A 15,711-nucleotide genomic window follows, 5' to 3' on the forward strand; every position below is an offset into this window, starting at 1 on the left:
TCAGAGAATAGTTATAAATTCTCTACAACTTTATATGTAGAATAAAGAATGATTATATTTTACTCTACAAACATCCATTAGCACACTAAGGAAAACCGATACAATAGTAAAGTTCTTTATTCTTAAAATTTGTCATAGACCATACCACGTAATTTCAATAATTCATCCTTCAGACGTTTGTTTTCTTCTTCAAGTTTTTTTATTCGATTATTTTTAGCTACGATAAGCGAATCTTTATTGGCATCCGTCATATTACGTTTTATGGTTTGCGGTGTATTTAACCCTTCTTGCTGCTTTCGTAACCTTTCTATTCGGTTCCGTATTTCTTGATTGTTATAGAGAAAAGCCTTAGATACACCTGATTCCATGGCAACTTGATTAAAGTTAATTTTAGCCTTCGTTTTGATAAGACTTTGAATAGCCTTGTCTACCTTTTGAGCCGCCTCTTGGCTTTTCATCTGGGCATGTTTTTTTACACCTTCGGTATTTCTAATATGCTTACTTCTCATGAGTGCGTTCCTCTCCAATATATTCGCGACCTTTTTTCCCGGCAAAATGATGAGTTGTACCATTTTTCAAAGTTTCTAGAATAGGCTCTAGTTGATCTAGAGTGGTTTGATTCTTATCTATCCATACTTGTCGCCCTAAAGCCCTGCCTCGCTCAATTACATTTTTAACTTCCGTAATTTCCATTTCAAATTGGGGAATGAATTCGGGTGTAGTACAGAAATTACGACAAGACAGACATGGGTTCGCTTGAGTGGGACATGGCTGCTTAATAGGTTTCATACAATAGCCAAGCTCCATCTTCACAGCGTCTAAATTATGGCGTATATATTCCCATTCAATGATATCTTCATTCTCAATATCCGAAAGTTCAATTTTAACTGGACGTTTACTTTCAATGTCAACCCGAAAAATACCTTGTTTTGTAGCTTCTTCCCAAGAATTACGCATGGTAGTATCGAGAATTTTTGCATAATGCAAGGTCATTTCTGGGGAAGCGTGTGCCATCCATTTTTGAACATGCAATATGTTCATTCCGTTATTAAGAAGCTCTACACCCTTGGTATGCCGAAAGGCATGATTTTTGATAAAAAAGGGCTTTCCTGAATCGTCAACTATTTTTTGTTCTCCAGTAAAGCGCTTCAAACTTCTGCGAATGTCATAATAATTATAGGGTCGTCCTCTTCGGATACCTTCTAGCTGCACAAATAAATAGTTTTTAGGATTATTAATCGTATTGCTTTGATCTTTAGTCACTTTTACTACAGCTTCTACTACCTCTGCTAATTCTTTTGTAATTGGCACACGATGATTCATTACTTGTGTTTTTCTAATATCTCCGCATAAGTACCATCCTTGCGGTGTTTGTTCTAAACAATTATCATAACGTAGATTAAGAATGTCCGATATTCTCCAACCAGTTGCCCGAAGTAATACAATAATCGGTACGTATTTTGATGGTTTTAAGAACTCTAGCTTTTCCTCAATTTGCTGAAGAACCCCTTCAGGAATGTATTTGATATCATTTTCAGACTTTTTTACCGGTCTAGGGATATCTTCTTTAAATAACAATAGATTTACAGGCAACGCAGGTGCCTCATCGAATTGCAGTTTTTCAATTGTTTCCAAGAATACATTTAGGACGATTAAATAACTTCTTTTTGACTGTATTTTGTCATGAAACTTCTTATTATGAAATATTAGGTAATCTTCGATATCTTTCCGTGTTAAGGCATTTAAATCCTTCCAAGAAGGATTTTTATCATGTATAAATGTCAAAAATAACTTTAATATTCTAACGTCAAGAGTACATTGGCCAAGGGATAAATGACTGATCCTAAATTTTAAATATTTTTTTGCTAAAGGACGAAAGGGAATAGGGATATCCTCGAAATTCAGGATATGTCTTGATTCGTGATCGGGAAATCTTGCACTAGGAATATTTCTAACATCCCAGATATCTTTATCAAATTCATCTCTTGTATCATAGAAGTCTTTATAAAACAAAAATAAACGATTAAGTAGATTTTCGTAATTAGAAAGCTTCCTTCTCCCATAAATTCGTATGCTCAAACCTAATTCACTTAAATGTGATCTTAATTGCATCAATGCTTTACTTATTTCTAAATCTGCAAAACTATTAATATTGGGATAATATTTCTTAAGAAAGATAGACAGCTGTTTAAAGGACCGGGCATAATTGTGTACTGCAGAATACAATTGAAGATCATCTTTTTTAATACGAGTAAGAATAAAAAACTTAACCTCATTTTTAAGCTTAGATGGAAATACTGAAAAATTCATTTTACGATGAGTTTTTCCCCATTCCGATTTTCTAAAATCATTAAAAGCCGCATCATCGGCATCCCAAATGTCATTTTCGAAATACCCAGAGATTTTTTTGGCTATTTCACTAACTTTATTTTCTGGGAGTAGGTATCCAATAGATAAATTCATTCGTTATTCTCCTTATTTTCTTTGTTGATTTTCATTCTTTCTTGAGCTTTTTCCCAGTCTTTTCGAATATCTTCATCCGAAGGATGGATATACATCTGCATTGTTGTTTGGATATGAGCGTGGCCAGCCCGATTCATTAAATGTTCATCTCTCCAGCCAGCCTTTCTTAGTTCCGTTAATGATGTGTGGCGTAACATATGTGGAGTGAAATAAATGCCTGTTTTATCACGCAGACGCTGAACCAGCGCTACTACATCGGTATATTCTAACGGTTGTCCTTTTTTTTCCCCTGACAGCTTAATAAAAACGTGATTTGTATCCACTTCATCAGTATGAAATTGAGCAATATAATCAAAGTACATATTAATTAGATCCTCAGATACATCGATACTTCGGGGGCTACATACCGTCTTAATTTCAGCTAGATTAAACAATTGACCCCGATCACGTATATGGATTTTTCTCGCATCAACCTCGAAATCCTCAAGCCATAAAGTAAGTGCTTCACCAATACGCATAGAGCTTTCCCAAAGTAGCTGTATTAAAAATTGATCCCTTATATTTACACAAGCATTCATAATTAATGCTATTTGATCTTTCGAAAGTGTTTTCGGCTGTTGTTTAGGCACTTTTAGTTTCAGAATATGAGATGCAAAGGATTTATTTTTGTTTATATGGTGCAGAAAACTTTTAAACCCCTTGCGGGACCCAGATACTTGTTTCTTTAAACGTTCTGTCAGCTGAATACTATAGTCCTCATGTCTCATTAGGTAGTCATAAAATCCGAGAACAGTATTGATGATAATATTTACTGTCTTTGCTTTTCTAATTGGTTGTTTTGGGAAGATAGGGGACACCTTTACATCCTGGTGCGGGTTTTGTAACCACCGCATAAAATCCGCCATTTCATCTATTCCGATATCACGAAATTCTTTGTTTATTTGTTCTAGGAATTCATAGAATAGTTTTAAATGATATGAGAACGACCGTAAGGTGTTACGTGAAGCCCCACTATTGTCCTTAAACTTTAAATAATGTAAAACTGGTCGGACTGGCTCATTATTATGATCTATTAACATGTACCGAATCTTTCCTTCTTTTGTAGAAAGGGTAATTACTCTCATAAAATCCTCCTGTTGAAATTGTTCTTTTATTCATTCTAGAAAGCTCTCAATCTCTTAATTTCAGATAATCTTCCTCCTTTCTTTATTTACTATAAATACTATAAAAATTAGTGTGGTTAAATAGTCTTTAAAGAAACAAAAAACGGATAACTTTACATTGAATACTGTAAAGTCATCCGTTTTGGATGGTTAAGATAACCGCATTTTCCTGACGCTACCCCATGTATTTATTGTGTTTATTTTAGCCGTAAAACTTTTAGGGAAATCCGCACTAGCACAACTTACCCCCTATGATTTTGGAGCCATTATTTTTTTAGCTTATTTAGCTTTTGGATCAATTAAAGTAGAAGGAGTGATGGAGGGGATTATTGGAATCATTGTTATAACATGCGTTCATCTATTTATATCAAAGTTAAGTTTATTGAATTGGTTAAACCGTTTTATTATCGGGAACCCGACTATTCTTATTAAACATAGCAAAATTATATATAAAAATTTAAGGAAAAGTAGGGGTAACTGGAGAAAGAAACAACCTTGAAGTTTAGTGTGGAAGTGTACTTCTTCCAGACTAAACTTCAAGGACAGTAAGCGAAAGCGCGGTAGGTGTGATAGATAGGCTCGTTGCCTGATGGAAAAACTGCTACAACCTTCACAGGATCAATTGTACCCACAGGGGACTCAAGTCAAGCCCTTAAAACGTGTATCTATTACTACATGAACACAAAGATATAAGGTGCATTATATCAACATTTTGTCGCTGATACTGTAGATAAGAGCAGGTTAATTGAATAACAAATATATAAAATAGTAACAAAATAGTTCTCTAATTTCGTAAGAACAATTCTAATAATATATTTTACGTTCCTCTTTTTATTACTCACAGTAGTTTTATTCAGCTACCATGGCATCGACTTTTGTTACATGTACAGTACCATGTGGATGTTGTGGAGGTGCATATATCGAGTAAAGTTTTAGCGGGATATTACCTGTATTGATTACGTTGTGCCATGTTCCAGCAGGTATCATAATGGCAGAGTCATCATAGACTTTTCTTTCAAAGTTTAAATTATCTTTACTCTTGCCCATTTGAACAATTCCTTGACCTTGTTCAATACGTAAGAATTGATCAACGTTAGGGTGAATTTCCAAACCAATATCTTCTCCAACATTGATACTCATCAATGTAACTTGCAAATGTTTTCCTGTCCATAAAGCAGTACGATACGTATTGTTTTGTTTTGCAGCCGCATTGATATTAACTACAAACGGTTCTGGTCCATAATCTTTTAACTTGATTTTACCTCTTCCCTTTGACGATTGTAAAAAACCTAATTGTTTAGCATACTCTATCTCATTAGGAATAGTCCAGTAAACAGGCTGTCTTCCATAGTTATACATTGGCACGTTAACATAATAAGGATATGGATAAATATAAGGAAAATAGTACATCTTTCTCATTCCCTTCACAGATTTATAAAATTATCCTATGCACTATGTTTAGGAAATTTACTTAGATTCAGGGTGACTTGGACGTTTATTTTTTTATACAACCATATATATTCAATTTAAGAAGAAAGCGTGATATATAAATAACGAACAAATATCAAATCTAAGCTAATTTTTTATTGTCTAGTCAACCGTTCAATTTCTGATTCTGTTTTAAATACTCGTTTATTACAGGCTGCCGGATTAGTGAAGCTTTAAGTATTGAGATTAGTCGAGATTTACACTTATTATCATCAGAGTTAGTCATTCGTTCTGGTAAGGGAGACAAACAGCGTACTGTACTTTTAAATCAAAAAGTCATTCAAGCTTTAAAAGATTACTTGGAATTACGAAAAAAACATAAGTATACAGACAGTCCTTATTTATTTTTATCTAACAAAGGACCAAAGTTAAGCCGTATGACGGCTAACAATATGTTTCGAAAGTATAGTCACCTAGCTGGATTGGAACAAGTGTTAAGCCCTCAGCTTCCATAGGAAGTCATTGCCTAAAAGGCTTGATAATGTTCGTCTATTAAGTTAAAAATACACACTAAAAAACTCTCTTTTTACTAAGAAATAGATAGCGACAGCTCCAATAATAACCATAAACAAAGCTCCAATTTGAGTAGAAAACCAAGTTTGAATATTTTCTCCGAAATTCATAATCTTGCACCCTCCTATTATCGTAATTATTGATTTTTCATTTCCTTAACAAACCAGCGATTTTCTTCTTTTATAAGCTGCAGGTCATAGGTCTGAAAAGCAGCAGGAAATGATTTTTAATGTTCCTCATCGACATATGGTATTTACAATTCCGAAGGAATTACGAAAAGTCTTTTTTGAAGATCGAAAAAAATTAAATGAACTGAGTAAAAAGGTAGCTGAGGTTTTCCAATATTATTTTGAGCATAAGAGTAAAAAACGCCACTTAAAAGTTGGTGTTATTACGGTTATTCATACATTTGGAAGAGACCTAAAGTTTAATCCCCATATTCATGCGTTAGTAACAGAAGGAGCTTTAGATAATCGTAATGAGTGGGTGCCGACTGAATTTATTCCATACGAATACTTGAGAAAATCATGGCAAAAGGTGTTAATGGATTTACTGAAATCATGGTTTCCTAATAACCCAAAGGTACATAATCTTATTAACGACTTATACAAAAGGTATCAAAAGGGCTTCTATGTAAATGCAGAACAAAAAATGAAAGATGCAAAAGGAGCTGCAAAATACATTGGAAGATACCTAGCTAGGCCGGCCATTGCAGAGTATCGAATCATTAAGTACGACGGAAAGACTGTTCATTTTTGGTATGAGGACCATCAAACAAAAAAGCGAGTTGATGAGACCTTATCCGTGTATCAATTCTTATATAATCTATTACAACACATTTGTCCCAAGCATTTTCGAATGGTTGGTCGTTTTGGTTTGTACAGCAGAAGGTCATATAAAAAGGCAAATCAAGTGTTGAGTCTTTATGCTTTTATGAGAACCAAACAACTGTCGTTGTTATTAGAAAGAAAAAAGAAGAAAAAAACTTATAGACAAAGAATGATTGAAGCTTTTGATAAAGATCCTTTTATCTGTCCTCATTGCCATCGTGAGATGGACCTAGTGGAGATCTGGCATGCAGATTATGGATTCTTGTATCATTATATGGAGGATTTAGAATCTGTTAAAACGGTAAGGAGGATTAATCTTGGTCAAAAACAAAGAGCAGGATGATATGAGTAAGGATTTTCTTAAATGGCTAGAAGAAGATCCATTTGGATTAAATGAGGATATGAAAATAATTATTTTTAAATGCATGGATTGTGGAAAAGAAGATGAGGTTCCAGAATATGTGGTTGAAGAGTTCCATTTTGATTTAAAGGAAAATGAAGAAGTAGAAGTAGTCTGTCCTTTTTGTAACGGAACAATGAGACGAGCGAGAAATATCCCAAGTGAATAATCTTCACTTGGGACGTGATTTAAGTCGCGTTAGCGATTTTGTTCTTCCGACCGACTTTAGTTGTTGAATCGATAGAGGTTAATGTTTTATAGAAAAAAACTTATTAAGAAACATGCACTAGAAAAAATATAAATCATATATAGGTGATATCCCGTTTGATGCTTAAGGAGGATATGATGATACCTATGTTACCTAGTGAAAAATATTTCGGTAATTTTGAACTGGTTTATCCATTTTATGGGGCTATGCCTACAGGTGTTACTGTTTCAGAAACCGGTCGTATTTTCATTTGCTTCCCGAAATGGGGAGACGATGTTAAATTTACGGTGGCGGAAATTGTTGAGGATAAATTGCAGCCTTATCCTAATTTACAAACCAATTTGGTTAACCCCGAGAATTTTACAAGGACTTTTATCAGTGTCCAAAGTGTAGTTGCTGATGGAAGGGGAACACTTTGGGTATTAGATACAGCTGCACCCAATTTTTCTGAACCTATTAAAGGGGGGGCAAAATTAGTCGCTGTTGATCTAGAAACGAATACAATAAGAAAAGTATATACCTTTACAGAAGATGTTGTCCTGCCTACAACTTATTTGAATGATGTCCGTTTTGATTTTCGTGTTGGAAAAGCAGGGTATGCTTATATAACGGATTCTTCTTCAACAGGACCAGGAGCTATAATCGTCGTAGATTTAGCAGATGGAAACGCCTTCAGACGGTTAAATGGGGCAAATTCAACTTCACCCGATCCCTATTTTATACCGAAAGTAGAAGGAAAAGTATTAATGAATCGAAATAAAGATGGCAGTACTTCTCCATTTAGACTGGCTTCTGACGGTATTGCGATTTCGCCTGATGGAAGGGTATTATTTTTTTGTCCACTAACCAGTCGTCATCTGTTCTCGATCACAACAGAAGCCCTGAGAGACAGAAGCATACCGGACATGGAATTACCTTATCATGTGGAGTATTGGGGAGAAAAAGGTGCATCTGATGGAATGATCACTGATGCAAAGGGAACTGTTTATGCTGGAGATTATGAACACAACTGTATCCGCAAGATATTGCCAAATGGCACAATGGAAACGATCATACATGACCCGAGAATGTTGTGGCCGGATACTTTTTCAATTGGTCCGGATCAATATTTGTATGTCATTGTGAACCAATTACATCGACAGCCTAGATTTCATTATGGAAAAGACTTACGACAGAAACCTTATAGTTTACTTCGTATCAAAATTGATGAATTTCCTGCTCCGACCTTTTGATAATAAATAAACTTAAAATTAGGAACAGTTTATTTGGTAAATGTTAAACTGTTCCTGGAAATTTTTATAATGTTGGTAAGTTCAATTCTGTATTTATTTTCGGACTTACGATATATCTGGTTGAACATTTTTTTTGTACATGGGGTAGCGTCAGGAAAGTGCGGATTTACAACGTTAAGGAAATCAAAATATAAAAAGTCTAATTTCTCGGTGTTATAAGTGAAAAATTAGGCTTTAGTTACTTCATTAAAGCGCCTGATTGTTGAAGACTAAAGTTTATATTCACCAAGAAAATTGATGTGCTCTTATCCTAACAAATTTTATTTAGGACTTACATGTATGCCTTCACTCTCTCGCCAATCTGCGTAAAGTATACGCTTTACATTATCATATCCATTGGTAGTTAATTGGTTATCTAACCACTGTTGATCAAATCCGAGTTCATGTAAATTATCCCATAAAATTTCCCCATCTATAATTAACGATGTTGGGAGGTCTACTGGACTTTCTGGAAGATTGAGATCTTGCTTGTCTGGTTTTTGATACTTGGATTTTAATAATAAACTTATTTGCCCATTAGCTTCCAATATACCGTATTTGACTTCGCGAACTGAAAAGACATTATTTTGACGGAGTATACTCAATACTTGATTTACATCCAATTTGTTCTTTGTAAGTAACTTTCTGTCCATAACACCATCTCGAATGATGATGTTAGGATTGCCTAATAAGAGAGAACGTGTCGATTTATTTTTTAGAGTCATAAACTCTATTCCAAACATAAGAAACGTCCACAATCCGATGGCATATAAAAAATGAAAAATCCCTACCTTATCTTCATAAATGGTATTTCCTAAAAGATCTCCAAGTACTAACACAAAAACTAAGTGAAACGGGGTTAACTGATAGATGGATGTTCTGCCTGTTATGATAATGATAAAAAGTAAAGTTGCAAAACCAACGATGACTTTGATCGTCAGTAAACCAATATTAACTTCTTCCAAAGTTTTTTCCTCCAATTTAAATTTTACTTAGTTGAGTTACAATTCCAACAATGATGTAATATATGAATGAATAACTGTATCTCCACTCATAATAATACACAAGTTCGACCCTCTCGGAAAAAGGTTCACCAATAAAGGCGTATGTGAGTACCATAGTGATTTGTGCGATTACAAAAATTTTCCATGTTCTAAAATATTGATATAACAACATGTAAGCTACAGGTATCATTGAAAAATCAAAGGGAAAGGCCCTAGGAATAATAGGTAGAATGCAATTGGATAATCCCAAAACCTATATTGTAAGCCAACTACATCTAATAAGGTTGTTGTTATGATAATTATGGTACCAAATAACAAAATTTCTAAAATAATGTCTCGTTTAACAAGTTTAGCCCATATAACCCAAGGCACAACTAAAAAAACGACTAGTATCCACCATTCCCAAGTTAAAAACTCATTTTTTAGCCAACCATTTAATTCTAAATGATAGAGCTTATCTTCTAATAAACGTATTTCCTTAAGATTTTCAAATATATTATCTATTGATATCACCTCTATATTTAAATGAAAAGGTAACAGATATTTTTGAATTCAAACTCTTTGAGCTGCCTTTTTAGTATTACCGTTTTTTAGTAATAAAATTCCATCGTAAATAAGAAAAAACCCATGTTGGAAGTTCTTATAATACACGGGTTTTCGACTTTTTTTCAAATAAGTCAGAAATATATTAAAAACAAAGTTAAATCTAGATTTAAGATAGAACAATAAAAACAGGATACATCAACTTATAATAATGGAGAAAGCAGACGAGCACCTTGTTCAACAATGCGCTCGGTCAGGGATCGTTGCAACAAGTCTTCAATTCTTAATGGTACAGAATCAGTAAGATCCCTCTCGAACTGCTCTGTGAGTTCCCTTGCCACATCAGCACTGTACACGACTTGACACACCTCATAATTCAGGCGAAAACTTCTCATATCATAGTTTGCTGCGCCTACTTCTGCAATTTCCTCATCAATGATCATCAGTTTCGCATGTAACATTCCTTTATTGTACTGGTAGATTTGGACCCCAGCTTCTATAAGTTCCCCGTAATAGGTACGACTTGCATAGCCCACGCTTTTTTGATCAATGTGGCGAGGAACCAGCAATCTTACGTGCACACCACGAGCTACTGCTGTCTTTAATGCCATGATAATATCCGTTTCTGGTACAAAATAGGGTGTTGTTAAATCAATAGTCTTGGTCGCCTGTGTTATACATATAAAGTAAGCTTGCCGAATGACTGGGGTAGGAATTCCAGGGTTTCTTTCCAACGTATGGATATACGCTTTATGCAATGTCCTAGTTTTTGCGGATATGTCCATTTCTTTATCATCAAGGGTGCTCAACTCTGATCCCAATTAGGCTGACCATTTGGAATGATCTGCTCTGCCGATTGAATTGATTTTCGTTACCTTTGATTTTGTTTTCAAATTTGTTTTTGATTTTATCCGTTCCGGCACAGCGATTTCCCAATGAACATCAAAGACAGTCAGCAAATCGGCTTATGCTTCTCCTATGACTTGCAAATGAGTATCCCGCCAGAAGCCAACGTCAGGCTTCAATCCTGTATATTCATATCCTACGTTAATGCCACCATTAAAAGCTATCTTTCCGTCGATTATGGCCATCTTACAATGATCCCGATAATTCCAATTGGACAAAATCCAGGGAAATCGTAAAGGAAATATTGTCCTGCATTCTATCCCTGCTTCCACCATCTGCCGGATTTTTTCACGCGGGAATTTATAACTCCCCAAGCCATCTCTCATAAAACGAACCTGCACTCCATTTACTGCTTTTTCGATTAGCAGTTCTGTGATGCGATTACCAATTTGGTCATTCCGATATATGAAATATTCCAGATCAATTGTTTTTTGGGCTTTTTGCAGGGATTCAAGGAGTTGTTCATATTTTGCTATTCCATTGTTAAACACTTGGACTTGGCCCATTCGAAGCCCATTCACAGTGAAATGCCGTAAAGCATCGGCAATTACCGATGCTGAATCACCGAATGTCTCAGGTAATTTGTTAGATTCATTTTTAGAAGAGTTCAATCTTTTTCGATGAATAAACTTAGAGGGTTTGATACGCTAAGATAAAGCAAGAAACCAATGACTGGCAAAAGAAGGACGATTATTATCCAATTCAATGCCTTGGCAGGCCTACGTACTTCCCAAATTGCTATGAATAAGATAAAGAACGTATTTAACAGGTATAGAAAAAAAATCCACTCCAACTAAAATTCCTCCTTAGTTTTTCCCTTAACATGTACAAACTATGTAGCAAGTATACGTTTGGAATACGAGGAATTGTTTAGATTAACCTTTTCTCATGAGACACCTCAAATAATTTTGTAATTAGTTTGTTTTGTCACAGGAAATTTAATGTTGGAGATGTATCGAAAAACAAAAAAGGAGGTTCGTTTTACATTTATTCCATTTAAACCTAAAATCTTACATAATTCTGCTGTAGCTGACTAAGTATATTTGATGTTAAAAAGACTCCAACAGGGGGCAAGGTACCACTAATTACGGGATATCCGGTAAGAGCTCTATCGGTTGTAGCAATCCATGTTCCGTATTCGCCTGCTTGTAAAGAAGGAGGTTTCATAATAAATCGTCCATTTAAAATAAAATGTCGAATTCTAATTGGAGCATCATCAATGATAGTTAATGTACCGGAGAACATAGCATAAGGTGAATCAAATCTTATCTGTTTAGTATTCTCATCCCAATATCCACTAATAGGAATAGGTGTACCACGAAAATTAACCGTACCAATTACCCTGTTATCTGTAATAGAGTTAATGTTGAGTACGCCCCAAACGATTGGTTTACCAGCTATAGCAGCATGGATACCCCATACTGATGGGAATGGAATACTAACCATTGTTTGCTGTGCAGTTTGCAATACTAATCTCCCCCTAAATTTAAAGTTTATGTTCTGAAGAATAAAGGATTAGATATCTTATTTACTACCCTATATAAAGGACCAATCCAGTATATGCACCACAAGCTGAATATGTTTACTTTTAACGGTTAGAAGCCTCATCCTTCCGTTGAAAAATGCAGCTCATTCAAAAAATAGTTGTTAACTTTTAAGAAATCACTCGTGATGGAATCAAAAATCACGTGACAAAAAGTTGTTTATTCAACTATATGGCCTTTTCTGGAATATGGGGTAAGGAAGGACTATTTGTTCTCTTCTGATAGCTTTCTATATAATGAAGCTCTAGACACATTTGTAATTTCGCAAATTTGATTTACAGTCATATTTCCTTCTTTATATAGCTTAACTGCATAATTCATTCCTGCGTGATTTTTATGATATTTCTTTAACCGACCTTTAAACTTTCCTTCTTTCTTAGCCAACTCAATCCCTTCACGTTGTCGCATACGAATAAGATCTCGCTCTAATTGGTTAACACCAGCCATTACTGTAATTAAGAATTGGCTGTATGGATTATCATCTGATAAATCTAGCCATGTATCTTTTAGTGATTTTAAGCTTGCTTTTTTTTTCCGTATGTTATCGATTAATTCAAATAGGTCTTGTGTGCTACGAGTAATTCGAGTTAAGTCTGTAACATAAATGATGTCATCTTCCTGTAGATCCTCTAACATTTTTTGAAGTTGCTCGCGATCCTTTGTTGCTCCAGAAACTTTTTCTTCGTATATAGCTTCTTCTTTTGAGGTGAATATAAATGAAAACAATAATAATATTTGTAATACTGTTTGCAGTTTTAGTATTTGTAATTAAAAAAATTAGGAGCAAATAGAAATCCATATAAAAAAAGTCGAATCCATCAAGGATATCGGCTTTTTTAGATTGAAATTTGCTTAGCGTACAAAATTTCCGAAATGTTGGCTGTACCCCATATAGTGAAACAGAATTACATGGGAAAGCGTTAAATCTTATGAGTTTAAAAGGTTTAAATGATAGACCACCAAATATGGAATACCCAAAAAGTGTAGAATTTATACAACACAATCCATCGTTAATAAATACATGGTTTGGTGAGAAAAGACCTTTAAATACTTTAGAAATAGGAGAACTTTTTGCAGCAGTTGAAAGAAATACAATTGGTCTAGTTCTTTTAATGGGATTAATACAGGTAATGAAAGACAAAGAAATAAAAGATTACTTATTAAAAGGAAAAAAACTTACTGAAAGACAAATAGAAGCATTTTCAAAATTTTTGAAGGAAAATTATAATTTCATGGGTACCCCCCTGACTATGGAGGTAACCGATTCAACAACATTACCATTTTCCGAAAGGTTAATTATGTTTTTCATTGGTTCTTCAAATCAAGTTGGTGTTTCTGCTCTCGGATACGCTCTATCTATTACAATGAGAAAGGATTTAGCAGCTGTGTGGTCCCTATTCGTTGTGGATGTAATGAAGTACGGTGGGGAAGGATTTAACATTTTAGTTGAACGCGGATGGATGGAGAAACCCCCTCAACCGATTGATAGGAATGAATTTTACAAATCCTAAGTACTTGAATTTGGAGCAAACTAAATGGCGAATGAAAAACAAACTTTATTATGTAATTTTACGTATAGTATATTCCAGTTCGATGGCTGCTGATTTAAGACGTAAATATATGATTTGTCTGTTTAACCCTCCTCCTAATACTCCGTATGTGCTGCATTAGGCATTTGAACTGGTAAATTCCCCCTTTAATGGCAAATTTATTATCTTAAATCCAGGCCCCCCTTTTTGAAGCTTTCAAAGCTTATAGTACGATTCAGTTTCTAATTTCATTTTATTAACAATATGACTTATCATCATATCCTTTTTTGTTTATTCCAACGTTCCCAACTAGTAACAGTAACATCTCCTTATCACCTTCAGCTCTTAATAATCTTCCTAAAAAGAGGCAATATCTGATTCCCTAGCATTAATTACTCCCAAAACTTCACCTCATTGTATTGTCCAACTTAATGGAGGCTTAGCTTGGGTAATGCTTATAACCTGTAGAATAAAAATTAGAATAAAAAAATAATAAACGGAGAAAATAATTTAGGAATATAAATGACGATAGAAAGGGCGGTAAAAAATGAATCTAAAGTGGTTAAGACTATTAACAGCAGTTTTTCTATCTGCCATCATGTTAATGGGGTGTAATAATGTAGAAGAGGATAATGATCCACCACCACCTGATACAGAAGAACCAATTGAAGATCCTGAAGATGTAAATGACCCGGATAATATAGATGAAAATGATGTGGACCCTGATACAGAAGAGCCAATTGAAGATCCTAAAGATGCAAATGACCTAGATAATGTAGATGAAAATAAAGATGATGAAGCTGATTTAGTGCCTGATGCTGAAGAACTAATTGAAGATCCTAAAGATGTAAACGACACAGATGATATAGATGAATAATGATTTAAAAAGGTATAGAGTAATAAGTTTCAACACCGTTTGTTTAGAACTGCTTCTTGTAGGAGAAGATGACAAAAGTGGGAAATAGAGTAATTGACAGCTTTAAAGCTGCCCATTACTCTATTTATTATGTAATTCTCCTTAGGTCCAGATAAAAGAAATGTCCTCCTAATAAACATCAAGTCCACTGTTTTCGAGCTGACAGTTTAAAAATACTTTTAAACATTTTAAATCATTTCTACTAGTTTTTCCTCTATAGCATGGATCATATCAACTAGTCATTTTTTAAACATTTCATTAATTTCCCAAGATTCGATTCGTTATATAAGTGGTCTGTGGGTCCATACCTTTACCAATTAAATAGGTCATTGCAGCAACTTCCTCCAATGCATGGACATATACGTATCTTTTGCTTTTTCTAATTCATATTTTACAAAAGGGGCAATAATATTTAACACTTGTGATTTCAAATGGTTGTTTGATTTGTTGCTCTATATTGAGGGTGATAATTAGATATGTGATTATGATATTGAAAGCTTCTTCGATAACATTAATCATCACAAGTTGGTAGATATTCTGAAAAGAAGAATCCAAGATGAAAAATTCATCCACCTTATCTGGAAATTCTTACGTGCCGGTTATAGGAGAAATGGATATATCACAACACACATTCAGCGGGACTCCGCAGGGTGGAATCATCAGTTCGATTTTAGCAAACATCTATCTAAATGAACTAGATCAGTTCATAAGGGAATTAACCCGGTCTTTTACAAAAGGGGAAAGAAGAAATCGAAACCCTGAATATAGGAGACTTAGTGACACTAACTTCTTAACTATGATGGACAATATTATGGTATATAAGGGAGGATGAGGAAGTGAGGGGGATACTATGAGTGATAAAAAAAGAGAATCTTGATTTTTCGTTCAAGCATATTGGGCAGCGATTGGCTTATGTATGATTTAAGTTTTACC

General features: G+C 34.5%; 13 protein-coding genes and 5 pseudogenes. 8 read left to right on the forward strand and 10 right to left on the reverse strand.

Annotation, left to right across the window (positions count from 1 at the left end):
- Positions 1 to 122 precede the first annotated feature (122 nt).
- Genes AC0VZ9_RS28825 through AC0VZ9_RS28835 form a run of 3 tightly spaced genes read right to left on the reverse strand, consistent with a single transcriptional unit; the run spans position 123 to position 3,587 of the window.
- Entirely contained in the window at positions 123 to 509 is a 387-nt protein-coding gene (locus tag AC0VZ9_RS28825; protein WP_136381325.1) for a DUF6262 family protein, read from the reverse strand.
- A complete protein-coding gene (locus AC0VZ9_RS28830; protein ID WP_159868063.1) occupies positions 499 to 2,463 on the reverse strand; it encodes a tyrosine-type recombinase/integrase in 1,965 nt (654 codons plus the stop codon). The genes AC0VZ9_RS28825 and AC0VZ9_RS28830 overlap by 11 nt, the downstream gene beginning before the upstream one ends.
- The gene (locus AC0VZ9_RS28835) at positions 2,460 to 3,587 is read right to left on the reverse strand and encodes a tyrosine-type recombinase/integrase (protein WP_159868066.1); all 1,128 of its coding nucleotides are present in this window, start codon (positions 3,585 to 3,587) and stop codon (positions 2,460 to 2,462) included. Before AC0VZ9_RS28835 ends, AC0VZ9_RS28830 begins: the two co-directional genes overlap by 4 nt.
- Positions 3,588 to 3,789: 202 nt before the next feature.
- On the opposite strand from AC0VZ9_RS28835, the pseudogene AC0VZ9_RS28840 reads away from it, so the two are divergent.
- Positions 3,790 to 4,098: pseudogene (locus AC0VZ9_RS28840) on the forward strand (DUF421 domain-containing protein); the annotation flags it as partial.
- A gap of 377 nt (positions 4,099 to 4,475) precedes the next feature.
- On the opposite strand, the gene AC0VZ9_RS28845 reads toward AC0VZ9_RS28840, so the two are convergent.
- A complete protein-coding gene (locus AC0VZ9_RS28845) occupies positions 4,476 to 5,036 on the reverse strand; it encodes a cupin domain-containing protein (RefSeq protein ID WP_126411075.1) in 561 nt (186 codons plus the stop codon).
- A 224-nt stretch (positions 5,037 to 5,260) separates the two neighbouring features.
- Here AC0VZ9_RS28845 and AC0VZ9_RS28850 point away from each other — a divergent pair, with 224 nt between their 5' ends.
- On the forward strand, positions 5,261 to 5,569 hold the full coding sequence (locus AC0VZ9_RS28850) for a tyrosine-type recombinase/integrase (RefSeq protein WP_126411076.1): 309 nt from the start codon (positions 5,261 to 5,263) through the stop codon (positions 5,567 to 5,569).
- Positions 5,570 to 5,611: 42 nt separating this feature from the next.
- Here the strand turns inward: AC0VZ9_RS28850 and AC0VZ9_RS28855 are convergent, their stop codons facing one another.
- Positions 5,612 to 5,737 carry a hypothetical protein gene (locus tag AC0VZ9_RS28855; RefSeq protein WP_281275712.1) on the reverse strand — a complete coding sequence of 42 codons (126 nt, stop codon included), beginning with the start codon at positions 5,735 to 5,737 and terminating at the stop codon, positions 5,612 to 5,614.
- 91 nt (positions 5,738 to 5,828) lie between these two features.
- On the opposite strand from AC0VZ9_RS28855, the pseudogene AC0VZ9_RS28860 reads away from it, so the two are divergent.
- From AC0VZ9_RS28860 to AC0VZ9_RS28870, 3 genes and pseudogenes are all read left to right on the forward strand, one after another.
- Positions 5,829 to 6,800: pseudogene (locus AC0VZ9_RS28860) on the forward strand (IS91 family transposase); the annotation flags it as partial.
- Positions 6,775 to 7,026, forward strand: coding sequence for a hypothetical protein (locus AC0VZ9_RS28865; protein ID WP_084347554.1), 252 nt, complete (start codon positions 6,775 to 6,777; stop codon positions 7,024 to 7,026). The pseudogene AC0VZ9_RS28860 and the gene AC0VZ9_RS28865, both read left to right, overlap by 26 nt.
- Positions 7,027 to 7,202: 176 nt before the next feature.
- The gene (locus AC0VZ9_RS28870; protein ID WP_061794307.1) at positions 7,203 to 8,297 is read left to right on the forward strand and encodes an L-dopachrome tautomerase-related protein; all 1,095 of its coding nucleotides are present in this window, start codon (positions 7,203 to 7,205) and stop codon (positions 8,295 to 8,297) included.
- 320 nt (positions 8,298 to 8,617) lie between these two features.
- Here the strand turns inward: AC0VZ9_RS28870 and AC0VZ9_RS28875 are convergent, their stop codons facing one another.
- The 5 genes and pseudogenes from AC0VZ9_RS28875 to AC0VZ9_RS28895 all read right to left on the reverse strand — a co-directional run.
- Entirely contained in the window at positions 8,618 to 9,301 is a 684-nt protein-coding gene (locus tag AC0VZ9_RS28875; RefSeq protein ID WP_475397540.1) for a DUF421 domain-containing protein, read from the reverse strand.
- A 16-nt stretch (positions 9,302 to 9,317) separates the two neighbouring features.
- Entirely contained in the window at positions 9,318 to 9,530 is a 213-nt protein-coding gene (locus AC0VZ9_RS28880) for a hypothetical protein (protein WP_475397541.1), read from the reverse strand.
- A 556-nt stretch (positions 9,531 to 10,086) separates the two neighbouring features.
- Positions 10,087 to 11,582 (reverse strand): annotated as a pseudogene (locus AC0VZ9_RS28885) (phospholipase D-like domain-containing protein).
- 209 nt (positions 11,583 to 11,791) lie between these two features.
- On the reverse strand, positions 11,792 to 12,256 hold the full coding sequence (locus tag AC0VZ9_RS28890; protein WP_475397542.1) for a hypothetical protein: 465 nt from the start codon (positions 12,254 to 12,256) through the stop codon (positions 11,792 to 11,794).
- 281 nt (positions 12,257 to 12,537) lie between these two features.
- Positions 12,538 to 13,029: pseudogene (locus tag AC0VZ9_RS28895) on the reverse strand (recombinase family protein); the annotation flags it as partial.
- A gap of 233 nt (positions 13,030 to 13,262) precedes the next feature.
- Here AC0VZ9_RS28895 and AC0VZ9_RS28900 point away from each other — a divergent pair.
- From AC0VZ9_RS28900 to AC0VZ9_RS28910, 3 genes and pseudogenes are all read left to right on the forward strand, one after another.
- Positions 13,263 to 13,844 (forward strand): DUF3231 family protein, encoded by a 582-nt coding sequence (locus AC0VZ9_RS28900; RefSeq protein WP_475397543.1) that lies wholly within the window; start codon positions 13,263 to 13,265, stop codon positions 13,842 to 13,844.
- Positions 13,845 to 14,409: 565 nt separating this feature from the next.
- Positions 14,410 to 14,739 (forward strand): hypothetical protein, encoded by a 330-nt coding sequence (locus tag AC0VZ9_RS28905; RefSeq protein ID WP_061401039.1) that lies wholly within the window; start codon positions 14,410 to 14,412, stop codon positions 14,737 to 14,739.
- Positions 14,740 to 15,264: 525 nt separating this feature from the next.
- Positions 15,265 to 15,559 (forward strand): annotated as a pseudogene (locus AC0VZ9_RS28910) (reverse transcriptase/maturase family protein); the annotation flags it as partial.
- Positions 15,560 to 15,711: the final 152 nt, after the last annotated feature.

This window comes from Cytobacillus sp. QJM3NY_8 (assembly GCF_056173585.1).

Coding starts and splice junctions, on each gene's coding strand:
- AC0VZ9_RS28825 (WP_136381325.1), bottom strand. CDS start 509: ATGAGAAGTAAGCATATTAGAAATACCGAAGGTGTAAAAAAACATGCC.
- AC0VZ9_RS28830 (WP_159868063.1), bottom strand. CDS start 2,463: ATGAATTTATCTATTGGATACCTACTCCCAGAAAATAAAGTTAGTGAA.
- AC0VZ9_RS28835 (WP_159868066.1), bottom strand. CDS start 3,587: ATGAGAGTAATTACCCTTTCTACAAAAGAAGGAAAGATTCGGTACATG.
- AC0VZ9_RS28845 (WP_126411075.1), bottom strand. CDS start 5,036: ATGTACTATTTTCCTTATATTTATCCATATCCTTATTATGTTAACGTG.
- AC0VZ9_RS28855 (WP_281275712.1), bottom strand. CDS start 5,737: ATGAATTTCGGAGAAAATATTCAAACTTGGTTTTCTACTCAAATTGGA.
- AC0VZ9_RS28870 (WP_061794307.1), top strand. CDS start 7,203: ATGATACCTATGTTACCTAGTGAAAAATATTTCGGTAATTTTGAACTG.
- AC0VZ9_RS28880 (WP_475397541.1), bottom strand. CDS start 9,530: ATGATACCTGTAGCTTACATGTTGTTATATCAATATTTTAGAACATGG.
- AC0VZ9_RS28900 (WP_475397543.1), top strand. CDS start 13,263: ATGAGTTTAAAAGGTTTAAATGATAGACCACCAAATATGGAATACCCA.
- AC0VZ9_RS28905 (WP_061401039.1), top strand. CDS start 14,410: ATGAATCTAAAGTGGTTAAGACTATTAACAGCAGTTTTTCTATCTGCC.